Raw genomic sequence first — 16,785 nt, 5'->3', positions numbered from 1 at the left:
CGATATGATCAACCCCCTTCAACAGCCAGCGGTGACCGCATGATCGAGGTAACCGAGCTTTCCATTGCCCAGCTGCGCGCCGCGCTCGAGGCCGGCCAGACCACGGCGGTCGAGCTGGTGCAGGCCTATCTGGCGCGCATCGACGCCTACGACGGCGCCGACACGCCGACCCAGCTCAACGCCCTAGTGGTGCGCAACCCCGACGCGCTCAAGGAAGCCCAGGCCTCCGATGCACGCCGCGCCCGTGGCGAGGCCCTCGGCCCGCTCGACGGCATCCCCTACACCGCCAAGGACAGCTACCTGGTCAAGGGCCTCACCGCCGCCTCCGGCAGCCCAGCCTTCAAGAACCTGCTCGCCCATCGCGATGCCTTTACCGTCGAGCGCTTGCGCGGCGCCGGGGCCATCTGCCTGGGCAAGACCAATATGCCGCCCATGGCCAACGGCGGCATGCAGCGCGGCGTGTATGGCCGGGCAGAAAGCCCGTACAACGCCGATTACCTCACCGCGCCCTTCGCCTCCGGCTCATCCAACGGCGCGGGCACCGCCACGGCGGCCAGCTTTGCCGCCTTCGGCCTGGCCGAGGAAACCTGGTCGAGCGGTCGCGGCCCGGCCTCGAACAATGGCCTGTGCGCCTACACGCCGTCGCGCGGGGTGATCTCGGTGCGCGGCAACTGGCCGCTGACGCCGACCATGGACGTGGTGGTGCCCTATGCGCGGACCATGAGCGATCTGCTCGAAATACTCGACGTGGTGGTCGCCGATGATCCGGACAACCGTGGTGACCTCTGGCGCCTGCAGCCCTGGGTGCCGATCCCCAAAGCCTCTGAGGTACGCCCAGCCAGCTATGCGGAGCTTGCCGCCAAAGCCGACGCCCTGGCCGGCAAACGCTTTGGCGTGCCGCGCATGTTTATCAACAAGGATGAACAAGCCGGCAGCAGCGAAACCCCCGGCATCGGCGGCCCGACCGGCCAACGCATCCACACCCGCGCCTCGGTGATCGACCTGTGGGAGCAGGCGCGCAAGGCGCTGGAAGCGGCCGGTGCCGAAGTGATCGAAGTCGACTTCCCGCTGGTGTCCAACTGCGAAGGCGACCGCCCCGGCGCGCCGACCGTGTACAACCGCGGCATCGTCACCCCGGCGTTTTTGCATGATGAGCTGTGGGAGCTGAGCGGCTGGGCCTTCGACGACTTCCTGCGGGCCAACGGTGACCCCAAGATGAACAAGCTGGCCGATGTCGATGGTCCGCAGATTTTTCCCCACGACCCCGGCACCCTGCCCAACCGCGAAGGCGAACTGGCCGCCGGCATGGATGAATACGTCAATATGGCCAAACGTGGCCTGAAGAGCTGGGAGCAGATCGAAACCCTGGCCGACGGCCTGCGCGGTCTGGAGTACACCCGCAAGCTCGACCTGGAAGACTGGCTGGACAACCTCGGCCTCGACGCCGTGCTATTCCCCACCGTCGCCGACGTCGGCCCGGCGGATGCCGACGTCAACCCGGCGTCTGCCGATATCGCCTGGAGCAACGGCGTCTGGGTGGCCAACGGCAACCTGGCCATCCGTCACCTGGGCGTGCCCACCGTCACCGTGCCGATGGGCATCATGGCCGACATCGGCATGCCGGTGGGGCTGACCTTCGCCGGCCGCGCTTACGACGACTCGGCCCTGCTGCGCTGCGCCGCGGCATTCGAATCGACGGGTTCCAGGCGTGTGGTACCACCGCGTACGCCGCCTCTGCCGCGCCGATAACCCAGCTAGCACTGCCATACAGTGGTACTACAACAAGAAGGAAATGCCGTTATGTTGGGAAATTTAGGGCTATTTGTTGGGCTTGCGTTACTCATCTGGATGGCGCTACGCGGCGTCAATATCTTAATTGCCGCCCTGCTATGTTCCTTGGTTGTGGCATTAACCAACGACCTGGAAGCCCCCAAGACCCTGCTCGAATATTTTCCCTTCGGGCCTTTGGGGGCGTTCACCTTTGCCGGGAAGTTTTTTGTGCTTTTTCTCTGCGGCGCGGTCTTCGGCAAGGTCATGGCGGCCAGCCAGGCGGCCAGCAGCATTGCTCAAGCCATTACCCGCAGCCTGGGGATCCAGCGCACCCTCTGGGTAAGCATGCTGGTCTGTGCCTTGCTGACCTATGGCGGCGTGGTGGTGTTTGTGGTGATTTTCACCATGTACCCGCTGGGCATTACCCTGATGCGTGAGGCCAACTTGCCCAAGCGGCTGTTCTGCGCCGCGACGGCCCTAGGCTCAGGCACCTTCACCATGACTGCATTACCGGGCTCGCCGTCGATCCACAACGTGATTGCCTCCAGCGCCCTGGGCACCGATCTGTTCGCCGGCGCCTGGCTTGGCCTGCTGGCCAGTGCCGTGATGATCATCCTGGGGATGGCCTATGTGCAGCGTGAGTGGCGTATGGCGCGGGCTCGTGGTGAAGGCTTCGAGAGCAATGCGCAGGATTTGCGCATGCAGCAGATGGCGGGGGAACCCGGTACAGGGCCGCACTGGGGCATGGCGCTGCTGCCGATTCTCGTGGTGCTGGGTGTCATCATGCTGCCGCGCTTGCTGCTGCTCAGCGGTGCGGTAACGGCGGGGGAAGGCATGCTCGGTCAGGTGCTGAGCTTCAGCCAGAGCCAGCCGATTATCTGGCCGAGCCTGGCCCTGGTGATTGCCACGCTGACGGCCATCCTGCTGTTTCCGGCGCTACGACGTAATACCGTGGCGATGCTGGGGCAGGGCGCTGATGACGCCATCATGCCGCTGCTCAATACCGCCGCAGTGATCGGCTTTGGTGGCGTGGTCACTCAGACCGCTGGCTTCGGCCAGTTCGTCAACTGGGTGCTGTCGGTGGACATGCCGCCGCTGCTGTCGATTGTCGCCTCGGTCAGTGTGGTGTCAGGCATTGTCGGTTCATCTTCCGGCGGCTTGCAGATATTTATGCAGACCCTGGCCCCCAAGTACCTGGAAATGGGCGTTGAGCCAGAGGTACTGCACCGCATCGCCACCATTGCCGCAGGCGGCCTGGACTCACTGCCCCATTGCGGCGCAGTGATCGCCATGTTGATGATCATGGGCCTGAGCCATAAACAGGCCTACAAGGATATCTTTGTGGTGACGGTGCTGATCCCCGTGATTGCCGTGCTCATATGCGTAAGCGCATTGAGCTTGATAAGCGGCTGATGATGAAATCGTCGCTGATTTAGCCAGCAGATCAGCCGCCACGGGCTGATCGGGGCGGCACCACGCAGGCCCCTGCCCGCCGGGCCTTCATTGAGGGCGCCGCCGGCGGCCCTACACTGGGCTGGGTTTTGCAGGTCGTGCGCGCTCGCACCTAGGGCATGACATAGCGCTGCACAATCCGCTTATACGTGCCATCCGCGACCAGTTCAGTCAGCGCCTCGGCATAGGCCTGGACAAAAGCCGGATCGGTTGAGGCCTTGCTAAATGCCACTTCCGCCGCATCGCTGGACACCACCACAGGCGTGGCCTTGATCTGCTCGCTCAGACCCAGCTGAGCAATCTCGTGGGCGCCGGTGTTTTCGGCGGCAATCACCCCGTCGATACGCCCTTTAGCGACCATACGCCAGAGGTTGCTGCGCTTGGCGACCAACAAAACCCGCGCGGCAAATGCCGGATCACTCATCAACTGCTCATACTCCGCGCCATAGGCCACATTGATCTGCGCGCCCAGGCGGAACTCACTGTGTTGCAGCTCCAGCAGCCGCTTGACCGGCCAGCGCTGCAGCAGCTGTGCATGCATAAACAGAATATTGCGCGAAGGCGGCAGCACCGGGCCGGAGAAATGCGCATAGACCTCGCGCTCTGGCCGGCGAAAAGCACCAGGCAGAATATCCAGGCGACCCAATTGCAACTCCTTAAGCGCCCGCGCCCAGGGCAGTTTGCGTAACTGGGCCTGACAGCCCAGGCGCTCCAGGGCCGCACGGTTGAGGTCGAGGTAGATGCCGCCCACCGTGCCATCGGCTGCTTGCATGCTGAAGGGCGGATCATCGTCCCAGCGCAGGGTTTTCTCGCACGCAGCTGGCGCCAGACCAGGCAAGCCGAGCAGCAGCAACAGGGCGAGCGATAAGCGCTGGAGTGACCATGCTGAGCGGCGTATATCGACTGCAATCAAGATCATCGCTCACACTGGCCGATAGGGTATGGAGGAGTCTAGCAGCCCTGCCCTGTACTCCAAGCACAGCGGCGGCCCGCACCCATGCTGCATCGCTCGCTTAACCCTCGACGCTGCTCCACTGCTTGCTCAGGCGCTTATCCGATACCGCCAGCTTGGTGCCCAGTTGCTGGGCAAACAGCGACACGCGGTATTCCTCCAGCAGCCAGCGATACAGCACCAGCTGCGGGTCGCGCTTGCCTTCCTGGCTGTGTTTGCTTAGGCGCGCCTGGTACTGCTGCCAATAGCCGGCCAACTCGCCGCTCCACACGCGGTCGCGTTGCACCTGGCCGGCAATCTTGTCCAGACGCTGCTCGATGGCCTTGAGGTAGCGCGGGATTTCCTTGAGCCACTGCGCCGGGGTTTCGCGGACGAAACCGGGGTAGACCAGATGGCTCAGTTGCAGCTTGATATCGTTGAGCGCCATAGCCTGGACCAGGTCGATCTTGCCTTTAAAGCGTTTCTGCAGGCCGTGCCAGAGTTTGAGGATGTCCAGGGTGAGCTTGGCCAGACGTTCGGCCTCGCCCGTCCAGTCGCCGCGCTTGCGCTCGGCCAGGGCGGCCAGGCCGGCACCGTCGCGCGGCAGGCTGGCTTCGCCGTCGAGGATGCAGCTATCGAGGCTGGCCAGCAGAATGTCTTCGACCAGGGCATCGACCCGGCCCAGTTCGCGGTACAGCAGCGCCAACTCGGTCAGCCCCGGCAGCTTGCCGCGGAGAAACTTGGCTTGCTCGGCCAGTTGTTGTAGCAGCAAGCGTTGCAAGGCGCGGCGATGCTGAAATTCGGCTTCGGCCAAGGTTGGGAAGCGCCCTTCCTTGACCACGCCAGCCTCTTCCACCAGCGCCGGGTAGACGGTCATGGACAGGCCAGCGACCTGCTGCTGAGTCTTCGCCGCCACTTCGCTAAAGGCCTTGGCCTCCACCGGCTGCTGGCTCTTGGCGGTTTTCGGCAGGGCCAGGCCGGCCTGGGTTGCCTCACTAAAGCGCGCGGTCAGCTCGGCCAGGTCGCGGCCTTCACCCAGGGGTTTGCCCTGGTTGTCGACCACTTCGATATTTATCCGCAGGTGAGACTCCAGCTGCGCGGCAGACTCCATCCAGGCTTCCTCGCTGACCCGCGTACCGGTCATGCGCGTCAGTTCGCGGCCCAGGGCCTCGGTCAGGCTGCCGTCGGCAAAACTGAGCTTGCCCAGGGCGGCACCGACAAAATCCGGCACCGGCACAAAATTCTTGCGCAGCGCCTTGGGCAGGCCGCGCACCAGGGCCATGCACTTGGCCTCCAGCAGGCCCGGCACCAACCACTGCAGACGCTCCACTTGTAATTGCGGCAACAGCGGCGCGGGCACGCGCAGAGTCACGCCGTCACGCGGGTGATTGGGCTCGAAGTGATAGCTCAGCGGCAGGGTTAGTTCGCCCAGGCGCAGGCTGTCCGGGTACTGCGCGGCGGTGACTTCCTTGGCATTACGAGCGAGCACATCTTCTTCACGCATAAGCAGCAGCTGGGGATTGTTCGCGCTTTCCGTCTTGTACCAACTGTCGAAGGTCGCGCTCTGGTAGATATCCGCCGGCAGACGCGCCTCGTAATAGGCGAACAGGGTTTCATCGTCGGCCAGAATGTCACGGCGGCGCGCCTTGGCTTCCAGCTCGTCAAGCTTTTCCAGCAACTGGCGGTTGGCGCTCAGGCACTTGGCGCGCGAGTTGATCTCGCCAGCGACCAGGCCTTCGCGGATAAACAGCTCGCGGCAGACCAACGGTTCGATGGGGCCGAAATGCACCGGGCGGCGACCGATAACTATCAGGCCGTACAGGCTGATCTGCTCGAAGGCTACCACCTGGCCGCGCTTCTTCTCCCAATGCGGTTCCAGGTGGTTTTTCTTGATCAAGTGACCGGCCAGCGGCTCGATCCAGTCTGGCTCGATCTTCGCTACCATGCGCGCAAACAGCTTGGTGGTTTCCACCAGTTCGGCGGCCATGAGCCATTGCGGCTTCTTGCGACCAATGACGCTCGAGGGATGCACCCAGAAGCGCCGCTGACGGGCGCCCAGGTAGTCGCCGTCTTCGGTCTTCTGGCCGATCTGGCTGAGCAGGCCGGCGAGAATCGCCTTGTGCACCGCGGCGTAGCCTTTGGCGCGCTGGGCGGCCTGGTCTTTTTCGGCCAGCTCTCGCTCCTTGTAGGAGCCAGCTTGCTGGCGATCCCCGGCTATCGCGGTTTGACCTGTAGATTGCTGATCGCGAGCAAGCTCGCTCCTACCCTGTGCGCTGTGACCTGGCGATAGCTGCAGATCACGGACGATCAGCAGCAGCTGGCGGTGCGCGTCGCGCCATTCGCGCAGGCGTAAATAGTTGAGGAAGTTCTTCCGGCACCAGCTGCGCAGCGCGCTGGAACCCAGGGCCTGGCGCTGCTCCTCGAAGCCGCGCCACAGGTTGATCAGCGCGGCAAAGTCGGAGTCGACGTCCTTCCACTGCGCATGGGCCTGGTCGGCGGCCTGCTGGCGGTCAGACGGACGCTCGCGCACATCCTGCACCGACAGCGCACTGGCGATGATCAGTATCTCTTCCAGACTGCCCTGCTTGGCCCCTTCCAGCACCATACGACCTAAGCGGGGATCAACAGGCAGGCGTGCCAATTGACGACCTAACGGCGTCAGCTGGCCCTCGCGGTTAACCGCCGAGAGTTCCTGCAGCAGATTGAAACCGTCGCTGATGGCCTTGCCATCCGGCGGCTCAATAAACGGGAAGGCCTCAATCTCGCCGAGGCGCAGATGGAGCATCTGCAGAATCACCGCCGCCAGGTTGGTACGCAGAATTTCCGGGTCGGTAAAGGCCGGGCGACCGTTGAAATCTTCCTCGCTGTACAGACGAATGCAGATGCCCGGTTCGACCCGCCCGCAACGGCCCTTGCGCTGGTTGGCGCTGGCCTGGGACACGGCCTCGATGGGCAGGCGCTGCACCTTGGCGCGGTAGCTGTAGCGGCTGATCCGCGCCGTGCCGCTGTCGATCACATAGCGGATGCCCGGCACGGTCAGCGAGGTTTCCGCGACGTTGGTGGCCAGGACGATCTTGCGCGCGCCCATGGGCGCGAAAATCTTCTGCTGCTCGGCCGGGGTCAGCCGCGCATAGAGCGGCAGCACCTCGGTCAGGCGCAGGTTGGCCTTGCGCAGCACCTCGGCGGCGTCGCGAATCTCGCGCTCGCCGGGCAGGAATACCAGCACATCGCCGGGGCGTTTGCCCTCGGCCTTCTCGAAGGCGCTGATCTCATCCAGGCTGGCGAGAATCGCCTGATCGACCGAGAGGTCGTCCTCGACCCGATTACCGTCTTCGTCCTGCTCGGCGGTCAGCGGCCGGTACCAGGTGTCCACCGGGAAGGTACGCCCAGACACCTCGACAATCGGCGCGCCACCAAAATGTTCGGAGAAGCGCTGCAAGTCGATGGTCGCCGAGGTGATGATCAGCTTGAGGTCCGGCCGGCGCACCAGCAGGGTTTTCAGAAAGCCCAGCAGGAAGTCGATATTCAGGCTGCGTTCGTGGGCTTCGTCGAAGATGATCGTGTCGTACTTTTCCAGGTAACGGTCGTGCTGGGTTTCCGCCAGCAAGATGCCGTCGGTCATCAGCTTGATCAGGCTGCGCTCGTTGCTCTGATCCTCGAAACGCACCTGATAGCCGACCAGCTCGCCCAGCGGCGTGCCAATTTCCTCGGCCACCCGGGTCGCCACGCTGCGCGCAGCCAGACGCCGCGGCTGGGTGTGACCGATCAGGCCATGCACGCCACGGCCCAGTTCCAGGCAGATCTTCGGCAGCTGAGTGGTCTTGCCCGAACCGGTTTCCCCGGCGATCACCACCACCTGATGCTTGGCGATGGCGGCCTTGATCTCATCGCGCTTGGCGGCAATCGGCAGCGCATCGTCGTAACGCATCACCGGCACGCTGAGGCGGCGCGCCTCAACCTTGGCCCGGGACGCCTCGAAACGCTGCAGCCACTGCGCCAGCTTGGCCTGGTCCACCGGGCTGTGCTTGCGCAACTCATGCAACTGCCGACGCAGGCGATGACGGTCGCCCAGCAGGGTCTGGTCGAGGTTTTTCAGCAGTTGGTCAACGGCGGGCATGGCGTCGGTCATCGGGCAATCGCGGGGGTGGGGTCAAGGGAAAGGCTGGAGGGTGGCGATTGTCGCAGATTTGCCCAGGGGAAAACGATCGAGTGGGTTGGGCAGCCACGCAGGATGGGCACACGCCATCCTGCGCGTTGCGGCTACGGGTCTTAGCCGGCGATCAGCTCTTGGCGCACCTGCGCCTCAAGCTCGGTTTTCAGCGCCGGGTCCAACTTGAGCTGACGAGCCAGCTCTTCCAGGTAGGCGCGCTCCATAAAGTGCTCTTCATCGACCATCAGCACGCTGGCTATATACATCTCGGCCGCCATTTCCGGTGTGCTGGCGGCGCGGGCGATTTCGCCGGGGTCCAGCGGCTTGTTCAGCTCGGCCTGCAGCCAATGCTGCAATTCGGCGTCGCTGGTGAGTTTGACCAGCTCACCTTCAATCAACTGCCGCTCGCGGGCGTCGACATGGCCATCGGCCTTGGCCGCGCCGACCAGCGCCTTGAGAATTGCCTGGCTATGCAGCTCAGCCTGCGGTGCGGGCAAGCGATCGAGGGTTTGCGGTTCGGCCTGCGGCGCATTGGCCTGCTGCGCCTGCCAGTTGCCATAGGCCTTGTAAGCGACCACGCCAAGCGCGGCCAGGCCACCGTAAGCCAGCGCCTTGCCGCCCATCTTGCGCGCACTCTTGTTACCCAGTAGCAGGCCCAGCGCCCCGGCGGCCAGCGCGCCACCACCTGCCCCCTTGAGCAGCGTGCCGAGATCACCGCCCTGGCCACCTTTGCCTGCACCGCCAAGCAAACCGCCCAGCGCGCCCCCCAGGCCACCCGCCGAGCCACCAGCGCTACTGCCAGTGGATTTCTGTTGCATCAGGTCCTGGCCGGATTTCAACAACTGATCAAGCAAGCCACGGCTAATCATCAAGCGCTCTCCCTAAAAATGGTTATGCAGGCACACAGACTGATTCTAGGGACAGAGGTTTACCGCTACCTAACCCCAGAGTGCTTCGAAAGATTGCCAATCGACCGAGACATCCCATAAAACGGTTGTTCGTCGGTTAGCCGGCGCTGAATGAGTCAAATAGTGGTCACCGTCACATAACCGCAATAGCCGTTCACTAATTGACGCCGATAGGATGGCACACCTTATCAGCGGCAAACGGCTACCAAGAGCCGACGCCGGAGACTTCGTGCCATGCCACCACGCGCCAACCGCACCGCCCAGCGTTTATTGCGCAGCCTGCTTGCCAGTTGCTGGCTTTTCAGCCCCGTGCTGGCGGCCGCTGCACCGGCCAGCCAGTACAGCGCTCTGGCGGCAACCCTAAGCGATGCACGCCTGACCAGTTGGCTCAATCTGCTCGACAATCCCAGCCAGGATGACGAGCGCGCCCAGCTGGAACGGGTCAACCATTTCATCAACCGCTCAGTGACCTTCGTCAGCGACCAGCAGGCCTGGGGCGCCGACGATTACTGGGCTACGCCTGCGCAAACGCTGAGCCTCGGCAAAGGTGACTGCGAAGATTTCGCCATCGCCAAATACTTCAGCCTGGTACGTATGGGCGTGCCCAGCGAGAAGCTGCGCCTGACCTTCGTCAAGGCGCTCAAGCAGAACCAGGCGCATATGGTGCTGGCCTATTACCCCAGCGCCAGCGCGCAACCGCTGATTCTCGACAACCTCGACCCGCGCATCCGCCCGGCCAGTGAGCGTGGCGATCTGCTGCCGGTGTATTCCTTCAATAACCACGGCGTGTTTCTCGCCAAGTCGCCACAGCGCGTCAGCCAGCCGCCGCAGTTTCTTGCACGCTGGAATGAGCTGAGCGAACGCGCACTGGCCGATGGTTCGGCCGCGCCCTCACCGCAGGGTTAGATTGCACTCACCGTGGGCTGATATGCGCGATCATCAGCTGCACCGTTTCTTGCCCACGGTATTCATTCACATCCAGCTTGTAGGCCAGCTCGACCCAGCGCACGGTCGGGTTCGGCCAGACTTCGCGGTCCACGCCAAAGGCAATGCCATCGAGCTGCACGCTGCCGCATTCACTTTTCAGCACCACCTTGAGATGACGCTCGCCGACCACGCGCTGCTGCACCAGCTGGAATACGCCATGGAACAGCGGCTCGGGAAAGTGCTGGCCCCAGGGACCGGCGTTGCGCAGCTCCTTGGCCAGCGGCAGGTGGAACTCTTCAATAGACAAGGCGCCGTCGGACAGCAAACGGCCGGTCAGATCGTCTTCACACAGCTGACGACGCACCTCGGCATCGAAGGCGGCGGCAAAGGCGCCGAAATTCGCCTGCGGCAGTGACAAGCCGGCGGCCATGGCATGCCCACCGAACTTGCTGATCAGCTGCGGGTGTTTGGCCGCCACCGCATCCAGCGCATCGCGGATATGCAGGCCAGGCACCGAACGCGCCGAGCCTTTCAGCACGCCATCGCCGGCATCGGCAAAGGCGATGGTCGGGCGGTGATAGCGCTCCTTCATCCGCGAGGCGAGGATGCCGATCACGCCCTGGTGCCAATCGGCCTCGAACAGGCACAGGCCGAACGGCATATCGTCCAGTGGCAGGTCCTTGAGCTGGGCCAGGGCCTCGCGTTGCATGCCTTGCTCGATGGCTTTGCGGTCCTGATTGAGCTGATCCAGCTGCACCGCCATATCACGGGCCAGGGCCTCGTCTTCACAGAGCAGGCATTCGATACCCAGCGCCATATCATCCAGGCGCCCCGCCGCATTCAACCGGGGGCCGAGGATAAAACCCAGGTCGGTGGAGGTGATGCGCCGATGATCACGCCCGGCCACTTCAAGAATCGCGCGCAAGCCCGGCCGCGCACGGCCTGCGCGAATCCGCGCCAGGCCCTGATGCACCAGGATACGGTTGTTGGCATCCAGCGGCACCACGTCGGCGACGCTGCCCAGGGCGACCAGATCAAGCAGCTCGCCCAGATTGGGCTCAGGGCGCTGCACCGTGAACCACCCCATGTCACGCAGCCGCGCACGCAGGGCCAGCAGCACATAGAACATCACCCCAACCCCGGCCAGGGCCTTGCTGGGGAACTCGCAGCCCGGCTGATTGGGATTGACGATGGCATCGGCTGCCGGCAATTCGGCACCGGGTAAATGATGATCGGTGACCAGCACGGTCAAACCCGCCGCCTTGGCCGCTGCCACGCCCTCGACGCTGGAGATGCCGTTATCCACGGTAATCAACAGCTGCGGCGCACGCTCAAGCGCCACCGCGACGATTTCCGGGGTCAGGCCGTAGCCGTACTCGAAGCGATTGGGCACCAGGTAATCGACATGCGCCGCGCCGAGCATGCGCAGACCCAACACCCCTACCGTGCTGGCAGTGGCGCCATCGGCATCGAAATCGCCGACGATCAGCATGCGCTGGCCTTGCTGCAGCCCCTGCACCAGCAGCTCGACCGCCGCATCCATGCCCTTGAGCTGCTGATACGGAATCAGCCGCGCCAGCCCCTTGTCCAGCTCGGCAGCGGACTGCACGCCACGGGCGGCGTACAGGCGGGTCAGCAGCGGCGGTAGAGCGCCCAGATCGGGCAGGGTTTCGGGTAATGGACGGGCTTCAATGCGCATGGGGCGGGTATCTCAGTGTGCAGGTAGACGAACCCTAGGATGGCTCGGGCCTGCGATAGCCATCGTATTGTCGGTATTGATGGGTATCGCTGCGCTCAACCCATCCTACAAATCCGAGCCTCAGCGCTCGCCAGCCAACCACTCAATCGGCAGCTCATGCTGGCCGCGCTCATCGGTGACGAACAGCTCGCCATCGCTGATCATCACGCTCCAGTTCAGCGAACGCGGCATGTCCAGCGCCAGCTTGGCCAGGGCCTCCTGATCGAGGGCGACGACGTTGATGTTCTTCAGGCTGCGCACCGGATCGAGCGCCTTGGTCTGCCATACACGCAGATTGCCGTAGGCCACCAGGCTGAACTTCTCGGTACGTCGCGAACACCAGGTCATGCGCTCGCTGTCCGGCTGACCGACTTCGATCCAGTGCAGCACCCGGTCATCCAGGCTCTTTTCCCACAACGCCGGCTCATCCACATCCGACAGACCACGCCCAAACGCCAGGTGCTCGTGATAGAACAGGCAGTAGGCAACCAGACGCGCCGCCAGGCGTTCTTCGGTTTCCGAAGGGTGTTTGGCCACGGTGAAACGCAGGTTTTCATAGACACTGCGGTCCATGTCGGTGAGGTTCAGCTCGATTTTGTAAGTGGTAGACGGCAGGGCCATGGACGGGGCTTCTTGACTGGTCGAATAAGCCGGCAAGTCTACCCGATGCCGCCTAGTCACGTTAGAGTCGCAGCCATTGCCTGATGGATGGAAACCCGATGCAGCAACCTAGCAAACCCCTCGCCGGCCTGAAAGTGATCGAACTCGGCACCCTGATCGCCGGCCCGTTTGCGTCGCGCATCTGCGCCGAGTTTGGCGCCGAGGTGATCAAGGTCGAGTCGCCAGATGGCGGCGACCCACTGCGCAAGTGGCGCAAGCTGTATGAGGGCACCTCCCTGTGGTGGTTTGTGCAGGCACGCAACAAGCAGTCGATCACCCTCAACCTCAAGCATGAGGCCGGGCGCGAGGTGCTGAAGAAGCTGCTCAGCGAAGCCGATATCCTGATCGAGAACTTCCGTCCCGGCGTGCTGGAGAAACTCGGCCTGGGCTGGGAGGTGCTGCATGCGCTGAACCCCAAGCTGGTGATGGTGCGCCTGTCCGGCTTCGGTCAAACGGGGCCCATGAAGGATCAGCCGGGTTTCGGCGCGGTGGGCGAGTCCATGGGCGGGCTGCGTTACATCACCGGCTTCGAGGATAGGCCGCCGGTGCGCACCGGTATCAGCATTGGCGATTCGATTGCCGCACTGTGGGGCGTGATCGGCGCGCTGATGGCGCTGCGGCAGCGTGAAGTGAATGGCGGCGGCGGGCAGGTGGTGGACGTGGCGCTGTACGAGGCGATCTTCGCCATGATGGAGTCCATGGTGCCGGAGTTCGATGTATTCGGTTTTATCCGCGAGCGCAGCGGCAATATCATGCCCGGTATCACGCCCTCCTCCATTCACACCAGCAGCGATGGCAAACATATCCAGATCGGCGCCAACGGCGATGCGATCTTCAAGCGTTTTATGCAGGCCATCGGCCGTCGGGACCTGGCCGACGACCCGACCCTGGCCAGCAACGACGGCCGCGACGCACGCCGCGATGAGATTTATGGGGTGATCGACCGCTGGGTCGGCGCGCAGCCGCTGGAGCAGGTGCTGGCGACCCTGAACCAGGCCGAAGTGCCAGCCAGCCGCATTTTCAGCGCCGAGGACATGTTCCACGATCCGCAGTTTCTTGCCCGAGAAATGCTCCTCTCGGCCAAACTGCCAGACGGCAAAGCCTTCAAGATGCCCGGTATCGTGCCCAAGCTGAGCGACACACCGGGCGCGGTAAACTGGGTTGGCCCAGAGCTGGGCGAGCACAATGAGCGAGTGCTGAGCCGCCTTGGCTACAGCAGCGAGCAGATCGCCGCCTTGCGCCACGACGGGACAATTTGAATCCAGCGGCAATCGCGCTTACAGCCCACAGAGAAAAGGCCAGCTCCTTGCGGATACTGGCCTTGTTCATTCAATCGCGCAGTTACAGCGGTTTGCCGCGATTACCGTGCTGAGCCACAAAGCTCTGTACGGTTTTCAGGTCATTGGCCAGCACCGTGCAGCGCTCAGGGCGCTCGAACAGGTCTGTCAGATGCGCCGGCAACGCTGGCGCCTGACCGACGCCAGCCTGCTCCACCGCCTCGGGGAACTTGACCGGGTGCGCGGTACCGAGGATCACCATCGGGGTCGCCAGGCTGCGGCGGCATTCGCGCGCGGCACGTACGCCGATGGCGGTGTGCGGGTCGAGCAACTCGCCACACTCATTGAACACCTCGGTGATGGTTTCGCAGGTCTGCGCATCATCCACCGCCAGCGAATCAAACAACTTGCGCGCTTCGGTCCAGCGGTCCTCATCGACGCTGAAACCGCCGCCCTGCTTGAAGGTGGCCATCAGCTCGGCGATGGCCGCGCCGTTGCGACCATGCAGGTCAAACAGCAGACGCTCGAAGTTCGACGACACCATGATGTCCATGGACGGCGACAGGGTCGGGTGCAGGGTGTCTTTCACATACTGATTGCCGCTCATAAAGCGGTGCAGGATGTCGTTACGATTGGTCGCGACGATCAGCTGGCTGATCGGCAGGCCCATGTTGCGCGCCAGGTAGCCGGCGAAGATGTCGCCGAAGTTGCCGGTCGGCACCGAGAACGCAATGGAACGCGCTGGGCCACCGAGCTGCAGCGCTGCATGGAAGTAGTAGACGATCTGGGCCATGATCCGCGCCCAGTTGATCGAGTTGACCGCCACCAGACGCGTGCCCTTGAGAAAGCCCTGGTCGGCGAAGCTGTCCTTGACCATCTCCTGGCAGTCATCGAAGTTGCCTTCGATGGCGATGTTATGGATGTTGTCGCCGAAGATGGTGGTCATCTGCCGGCGCTGCACCTCGGACACCCGGTTGTGCGGGTGCATGATAAAGATATCGACGTTGTCGCAGGCCTTGCAGCCCTCGATGGCCGCCGAACCGGTATCACCGGAGGTGGCGCCCATGATCACCACGCGCTCATTACGCTTGGCCAGCACGTGATCGAGCAGACGGCCGAGCAGTTGCAGGGCGAAATCCTTGAAGGCCAGGGTCGGGCCGTGGAACAGCTCCAGCACCCACTCGTTGCCATTCAGCTGGCGCAGCGGGGCCACGGCGTTATGGGCGAACACCCCGTAGGTTTCTTCGAGAATCTTCTTGAAGTCGGCATCCGGAATGCTGCCGGTGACGAACGGGCGCATCACCCGGAAGGCCAGCTCGTGGTAAGGCAGGCCGGCCCAGGAGGCGATCTCTTCCTGGGTAAAGCGCGGCAGGTTTTCCGGCACATACAGGCCGCCATCGCTGGCCAGGCCGGCGAGCAGCACGTCTTCGAAATTCAGGGCCGGTGCCTGGCCGCGGGTACTGATATAGCGCATAGGGGCAAACCTTCGGTTGAATCTTTAACAGCCGCAGCGGCCCGTTGCCGCTGCGACCAAAGGCGGATTAGTTCAACTGCTCGACGCGGATACGCACAACGCTGCCGACCACGTCTTCGAGCGCTTCAAGGGCACTGATCGCCTCGTTGATCCGCGCTTCGACCACGCGATGGGTGACCAGGATCATCGGCACCAGGCCATCCTGCTCCTCGACTTCCTTCTGCATGATCGACTCGATATTGATCCCACGGGCCGACAGGATGCTCGCCACCTGGGCCAGCACGCCGGGATGATCCTTGGCCTGAATGCGCAGGTAATAGGCGCTCTCGCAGGCTTCGATCGGCAGAATCGGGTGATCGGACAGCGAGTCCGGCTGGAAGGCCAGGTGCGGCACACGGTTGGTCGGGTCGGCGGTCAACGCCCGCACCACGTCCACCAGATCGGCGATGACCGAGGAGGCAGTCGGCTCCATGCCGGCACCGGCGCCGTAGAACAGCGTGCTGCCAGCGGCGTCGCCGTTGACCATCACCGCATTCATCACGCCATTGACGTTGGCGATCAGACGATCGGCCGGGATCAGCGTCGGGTGTACGCGCAACTCGATACCGGCGTCAGTGCGACGCGCCACACCCAGGTGCTTGATGCGATAGCCCAACGCTTCGGCGTAGTTCACGTCAGCGGTGGTCAGCTGGGTGATGCCTTCGGTGTAGGCCTTGTCGAACTGCAGCGGAATACCGAAAGCAATGGAGGCGAGGATGGTCAGCTTGTGCGCGGCATCGATGCCTTCGACGTCGAAAGTCGGATCGGCTTCGGCATACCCCAGCGCCTGCGCCTCGGCCAGCACGTCGTTGAAGGTGCGGCCCTTCTCGCGCATTTCGCTGAGGATAAAGTTGCCAGTGCCGTTGATGATCCCGGCCAGCCAGTTGATACGGTTGGCGGACAGGCCTTCACGGATCGCCTTGATCACCGGGATACCGCCGGCCACTGCCGCTTCGAAAGCGACGATCACACCCTTCTCACGGGCCTTGGCGAAGATTTCATTGCCGTGCACGGCGATCAGTGCCTTGTTCGCGGTGACCACATGCTTGCCGTTTGCAATGGCCTGCAGCACCAGCTCCTTGGCCAGGGTGTAGCCGCCGATCAGCTCGATAACGATATCGATCTCGGGGTTGTTCACCAGCTCGAAGGCATCGCTGGTCATGCTAATACCGGTCGTGTCGTACTGCGGCTTGGGCGAGCGAATAGCGATCTGGGCAACTTCAATACCACGCCCCGCGCGCCGGGTAATTTCCTCGGCATTGCGCTTGAGTACATTCAACGTACCGCCACCGACGGTACCCAGCCCACAGATGCCTACTTTCACCGGTTTCACACTGAACTCCCCATCTGCACTGCGTAAAACGGCCGGAGCAAGCCCCGGCCGTAGAAAAGAGCCGCACCATACGAAGCGGCTGTTTATTAGTCAATCAGGCGCACGCCTCAGATCATTTGGATTCCA

General features: G+C 63.3%; 11 protein-coding genes. 4 read left to right on the top strand and 7 right to left on the bottom strand.

All coding sequences use genetic code 11. The features are described 5' to 3' along the window. Nucleotides 1–39: 39 nt before the first annotated feature. Together WA145_RS06280 and WA145_RS06275 are read left to right on the top strand one after the other, a co-directional pair. Nucleotides 40–1,749, top strand: a complete 1,710-nt coding sequence (locus tag WA145_RS06280) for an amidase (RefSeq protein ID WP_422580745.1) — start codon at nucleotides 40–42, stop codon at nucleotides 1,747–1,749. A gap of 51 nt (nucleotides 1,750–1,800) precedes the next feature. Continuing rightward, nucleotides 1,801–3,183: a GntP family permease gene (locus WA145_RS06275; RefSeq protein ID WP_422580744.1), complete on the top strand. Its 1,383-nt coding sequence runs from the start codon at nucleotides 1,801–1,803 to the stop codon at nucleotides 3,181–3,183. 151 nt (nucleotides 3,184–3,334) lie between these two features. Here WA145_RS06275 and WA145_RS06270 read toward each other — a convergent pair whose 3' ends face one another. The 3 genes from WA145_RS06270 to WA145_RS06260 form a co-directional block, all read right to left on the bottom strand. After that, nucleotides 3,335–4,141: a substrate-binding periplasmic protein gene (locus WA145_RS06270; RefSeq protein WP_422580743.1), complete on the bottom strand. Its 807-nt coding sequence runs from the start codon at nucleotides 4,139–4,141 to the stop codon at nucleotides 3,335–3,337. A 94-nt stretch (nucleotides 4,142–4,235) separates the two neighbouring features. Next, the gene (gene hrpA, locus WA145_RS06265; RefSeq protein ID WP_422580742.1) at nucleotides 4,236–8,282 is read right to left on the bottom strand and encodes an ATP-dependent RNA helicase HrpA; all 4,047 of its coding nucleotides are present in this window, start codon (nucleotides 8,280–8,282) and stop codon (nucleotides 4,236–4,238) included. 140 nt (nucleotides 8,283–8,422) lie between these two features. Beyond that, nucleotides 8,423–9,172 (bottom strand): tellurite resistance TerB family protein, encoded by a 750-nt coding sequence (locus tag WA145_RS06260; RefSeq protein ID WP_422580741.1) that lies wholly within the window; start codon nucleotides 9,170–9,172, stop codon nucleotides 8,423–8,425. A 273-nt stretch (nucleotides 9,173–9,445) separates the two neighbouring features. Between WA145_RS06260 and WA145_RS06255 the strand changes: the two genes are divergently transcribed. After that, complete coding sequence (locus tag WA145_RS06255; protein WP_422580740.1) at nucleotides 9,446–10,117, top strand: transglutaminase-like cysteine peptidase; 672 nt, start codon at nucleotides 9,446–9,448, stop codon at nucleotides 10,115–10,117. Nucleotides 10,118–10,124: 7 nt separating this feature from the next. On the opposite strand, the gene recJ is transcribed toward WA145_RS06255, so the two are convergent. Continuing rightward, nucleotides 10,125–11,837 carry a single-stranded-DNA-specific exonuclease RecJ gene (gene recJ, locus WA145_RS06250; protein ID WP_422580739.1) on the bottom strand — a complete coding sequence of 571 codons (1,713 nt, stop codon included), beginning with the start codon at nucleotides 11,835–11,837 and terminating at the stop codon, nucleotides 10,125–10,127. Between the two features lie 120 nt (nucleotides 11,838–11,957). After that, complete coding sequence (locus tag WA145_RS06245; RefSeq protein ID WP_422580738.1) at nucleotides 11,958–12,497, bottom strand: YaeQ family protein; 540 nt, start codon at nucleotides 12,495–12,497, stop codon at nucleotides 11,958–11,960. Nucleotides 12,498–12,595: 98 nt separating this feature from the next. Here WA145_RS06245 and WA145_RS06240 point away from each other — a divergent pair, with 98 nt between their 5' ends. Beyond that, nucleotides 12,596–13,795 carry a CaiB/BaiF CoA transferase family protein gene (locus tag WA145_RS06240; protein WP_422580737.1) on the top strand — a complete coding sequence of 400 codons (1,200 nt, stop codon included), beginning with the start codon at nucleotides 12,596–12,598 and terminating at the stop codon, nucleotides 13,793–13,795. An 82-nt stretch (nucleotides 13,796–13,877) separates the two neighbouring features. Here the strand turns inward: WA145_RS06240 and thrC are convergent, their stop codons facing one another. Both thrC and WA145_RS06230 read right to left on the bottom strand, forming a co-directional pair. Beyond that, complete coding sequence (thrC, locus tag WA145_RS06235; protein WP_422580736.1) at nucleotides 13,878–15,287, bottom strand: threonine synthase; 1,410 nt, start codon at nucleotides 15,285–15,287, stop codon at nucleotides 13,878–13,880. Between the two features lie 67 nt (nucleotides 15,288–15,354). Continuing rightward, a complete protein-coding gene (locus WA145_RS06230; RefSeq protein ID WP_422580735.1) occupies nucleotides 15,355–16,659 on the bottom strand; it encodes a homoserine dehydrogenase in 1,305 nt (434 codons plus the stop codon). Nucleotides 16,660–16,785 lie beyond the last annotated feature (126 nt).

The organism is Pseudomonas sp., from assembly GCF_049301935.1.
Taxonomy (GTDB): domain Bacteria; phylum Pseudomonadota; class Gammaproteobacteria; order Pseudomonadales; family Pseudomonadaceae; genus Aquipseudomonas.
Note: the sequence above shows the minus strand (reverse complement) of the source record. Positions and strands in the feature narration are given on the sequence as shown.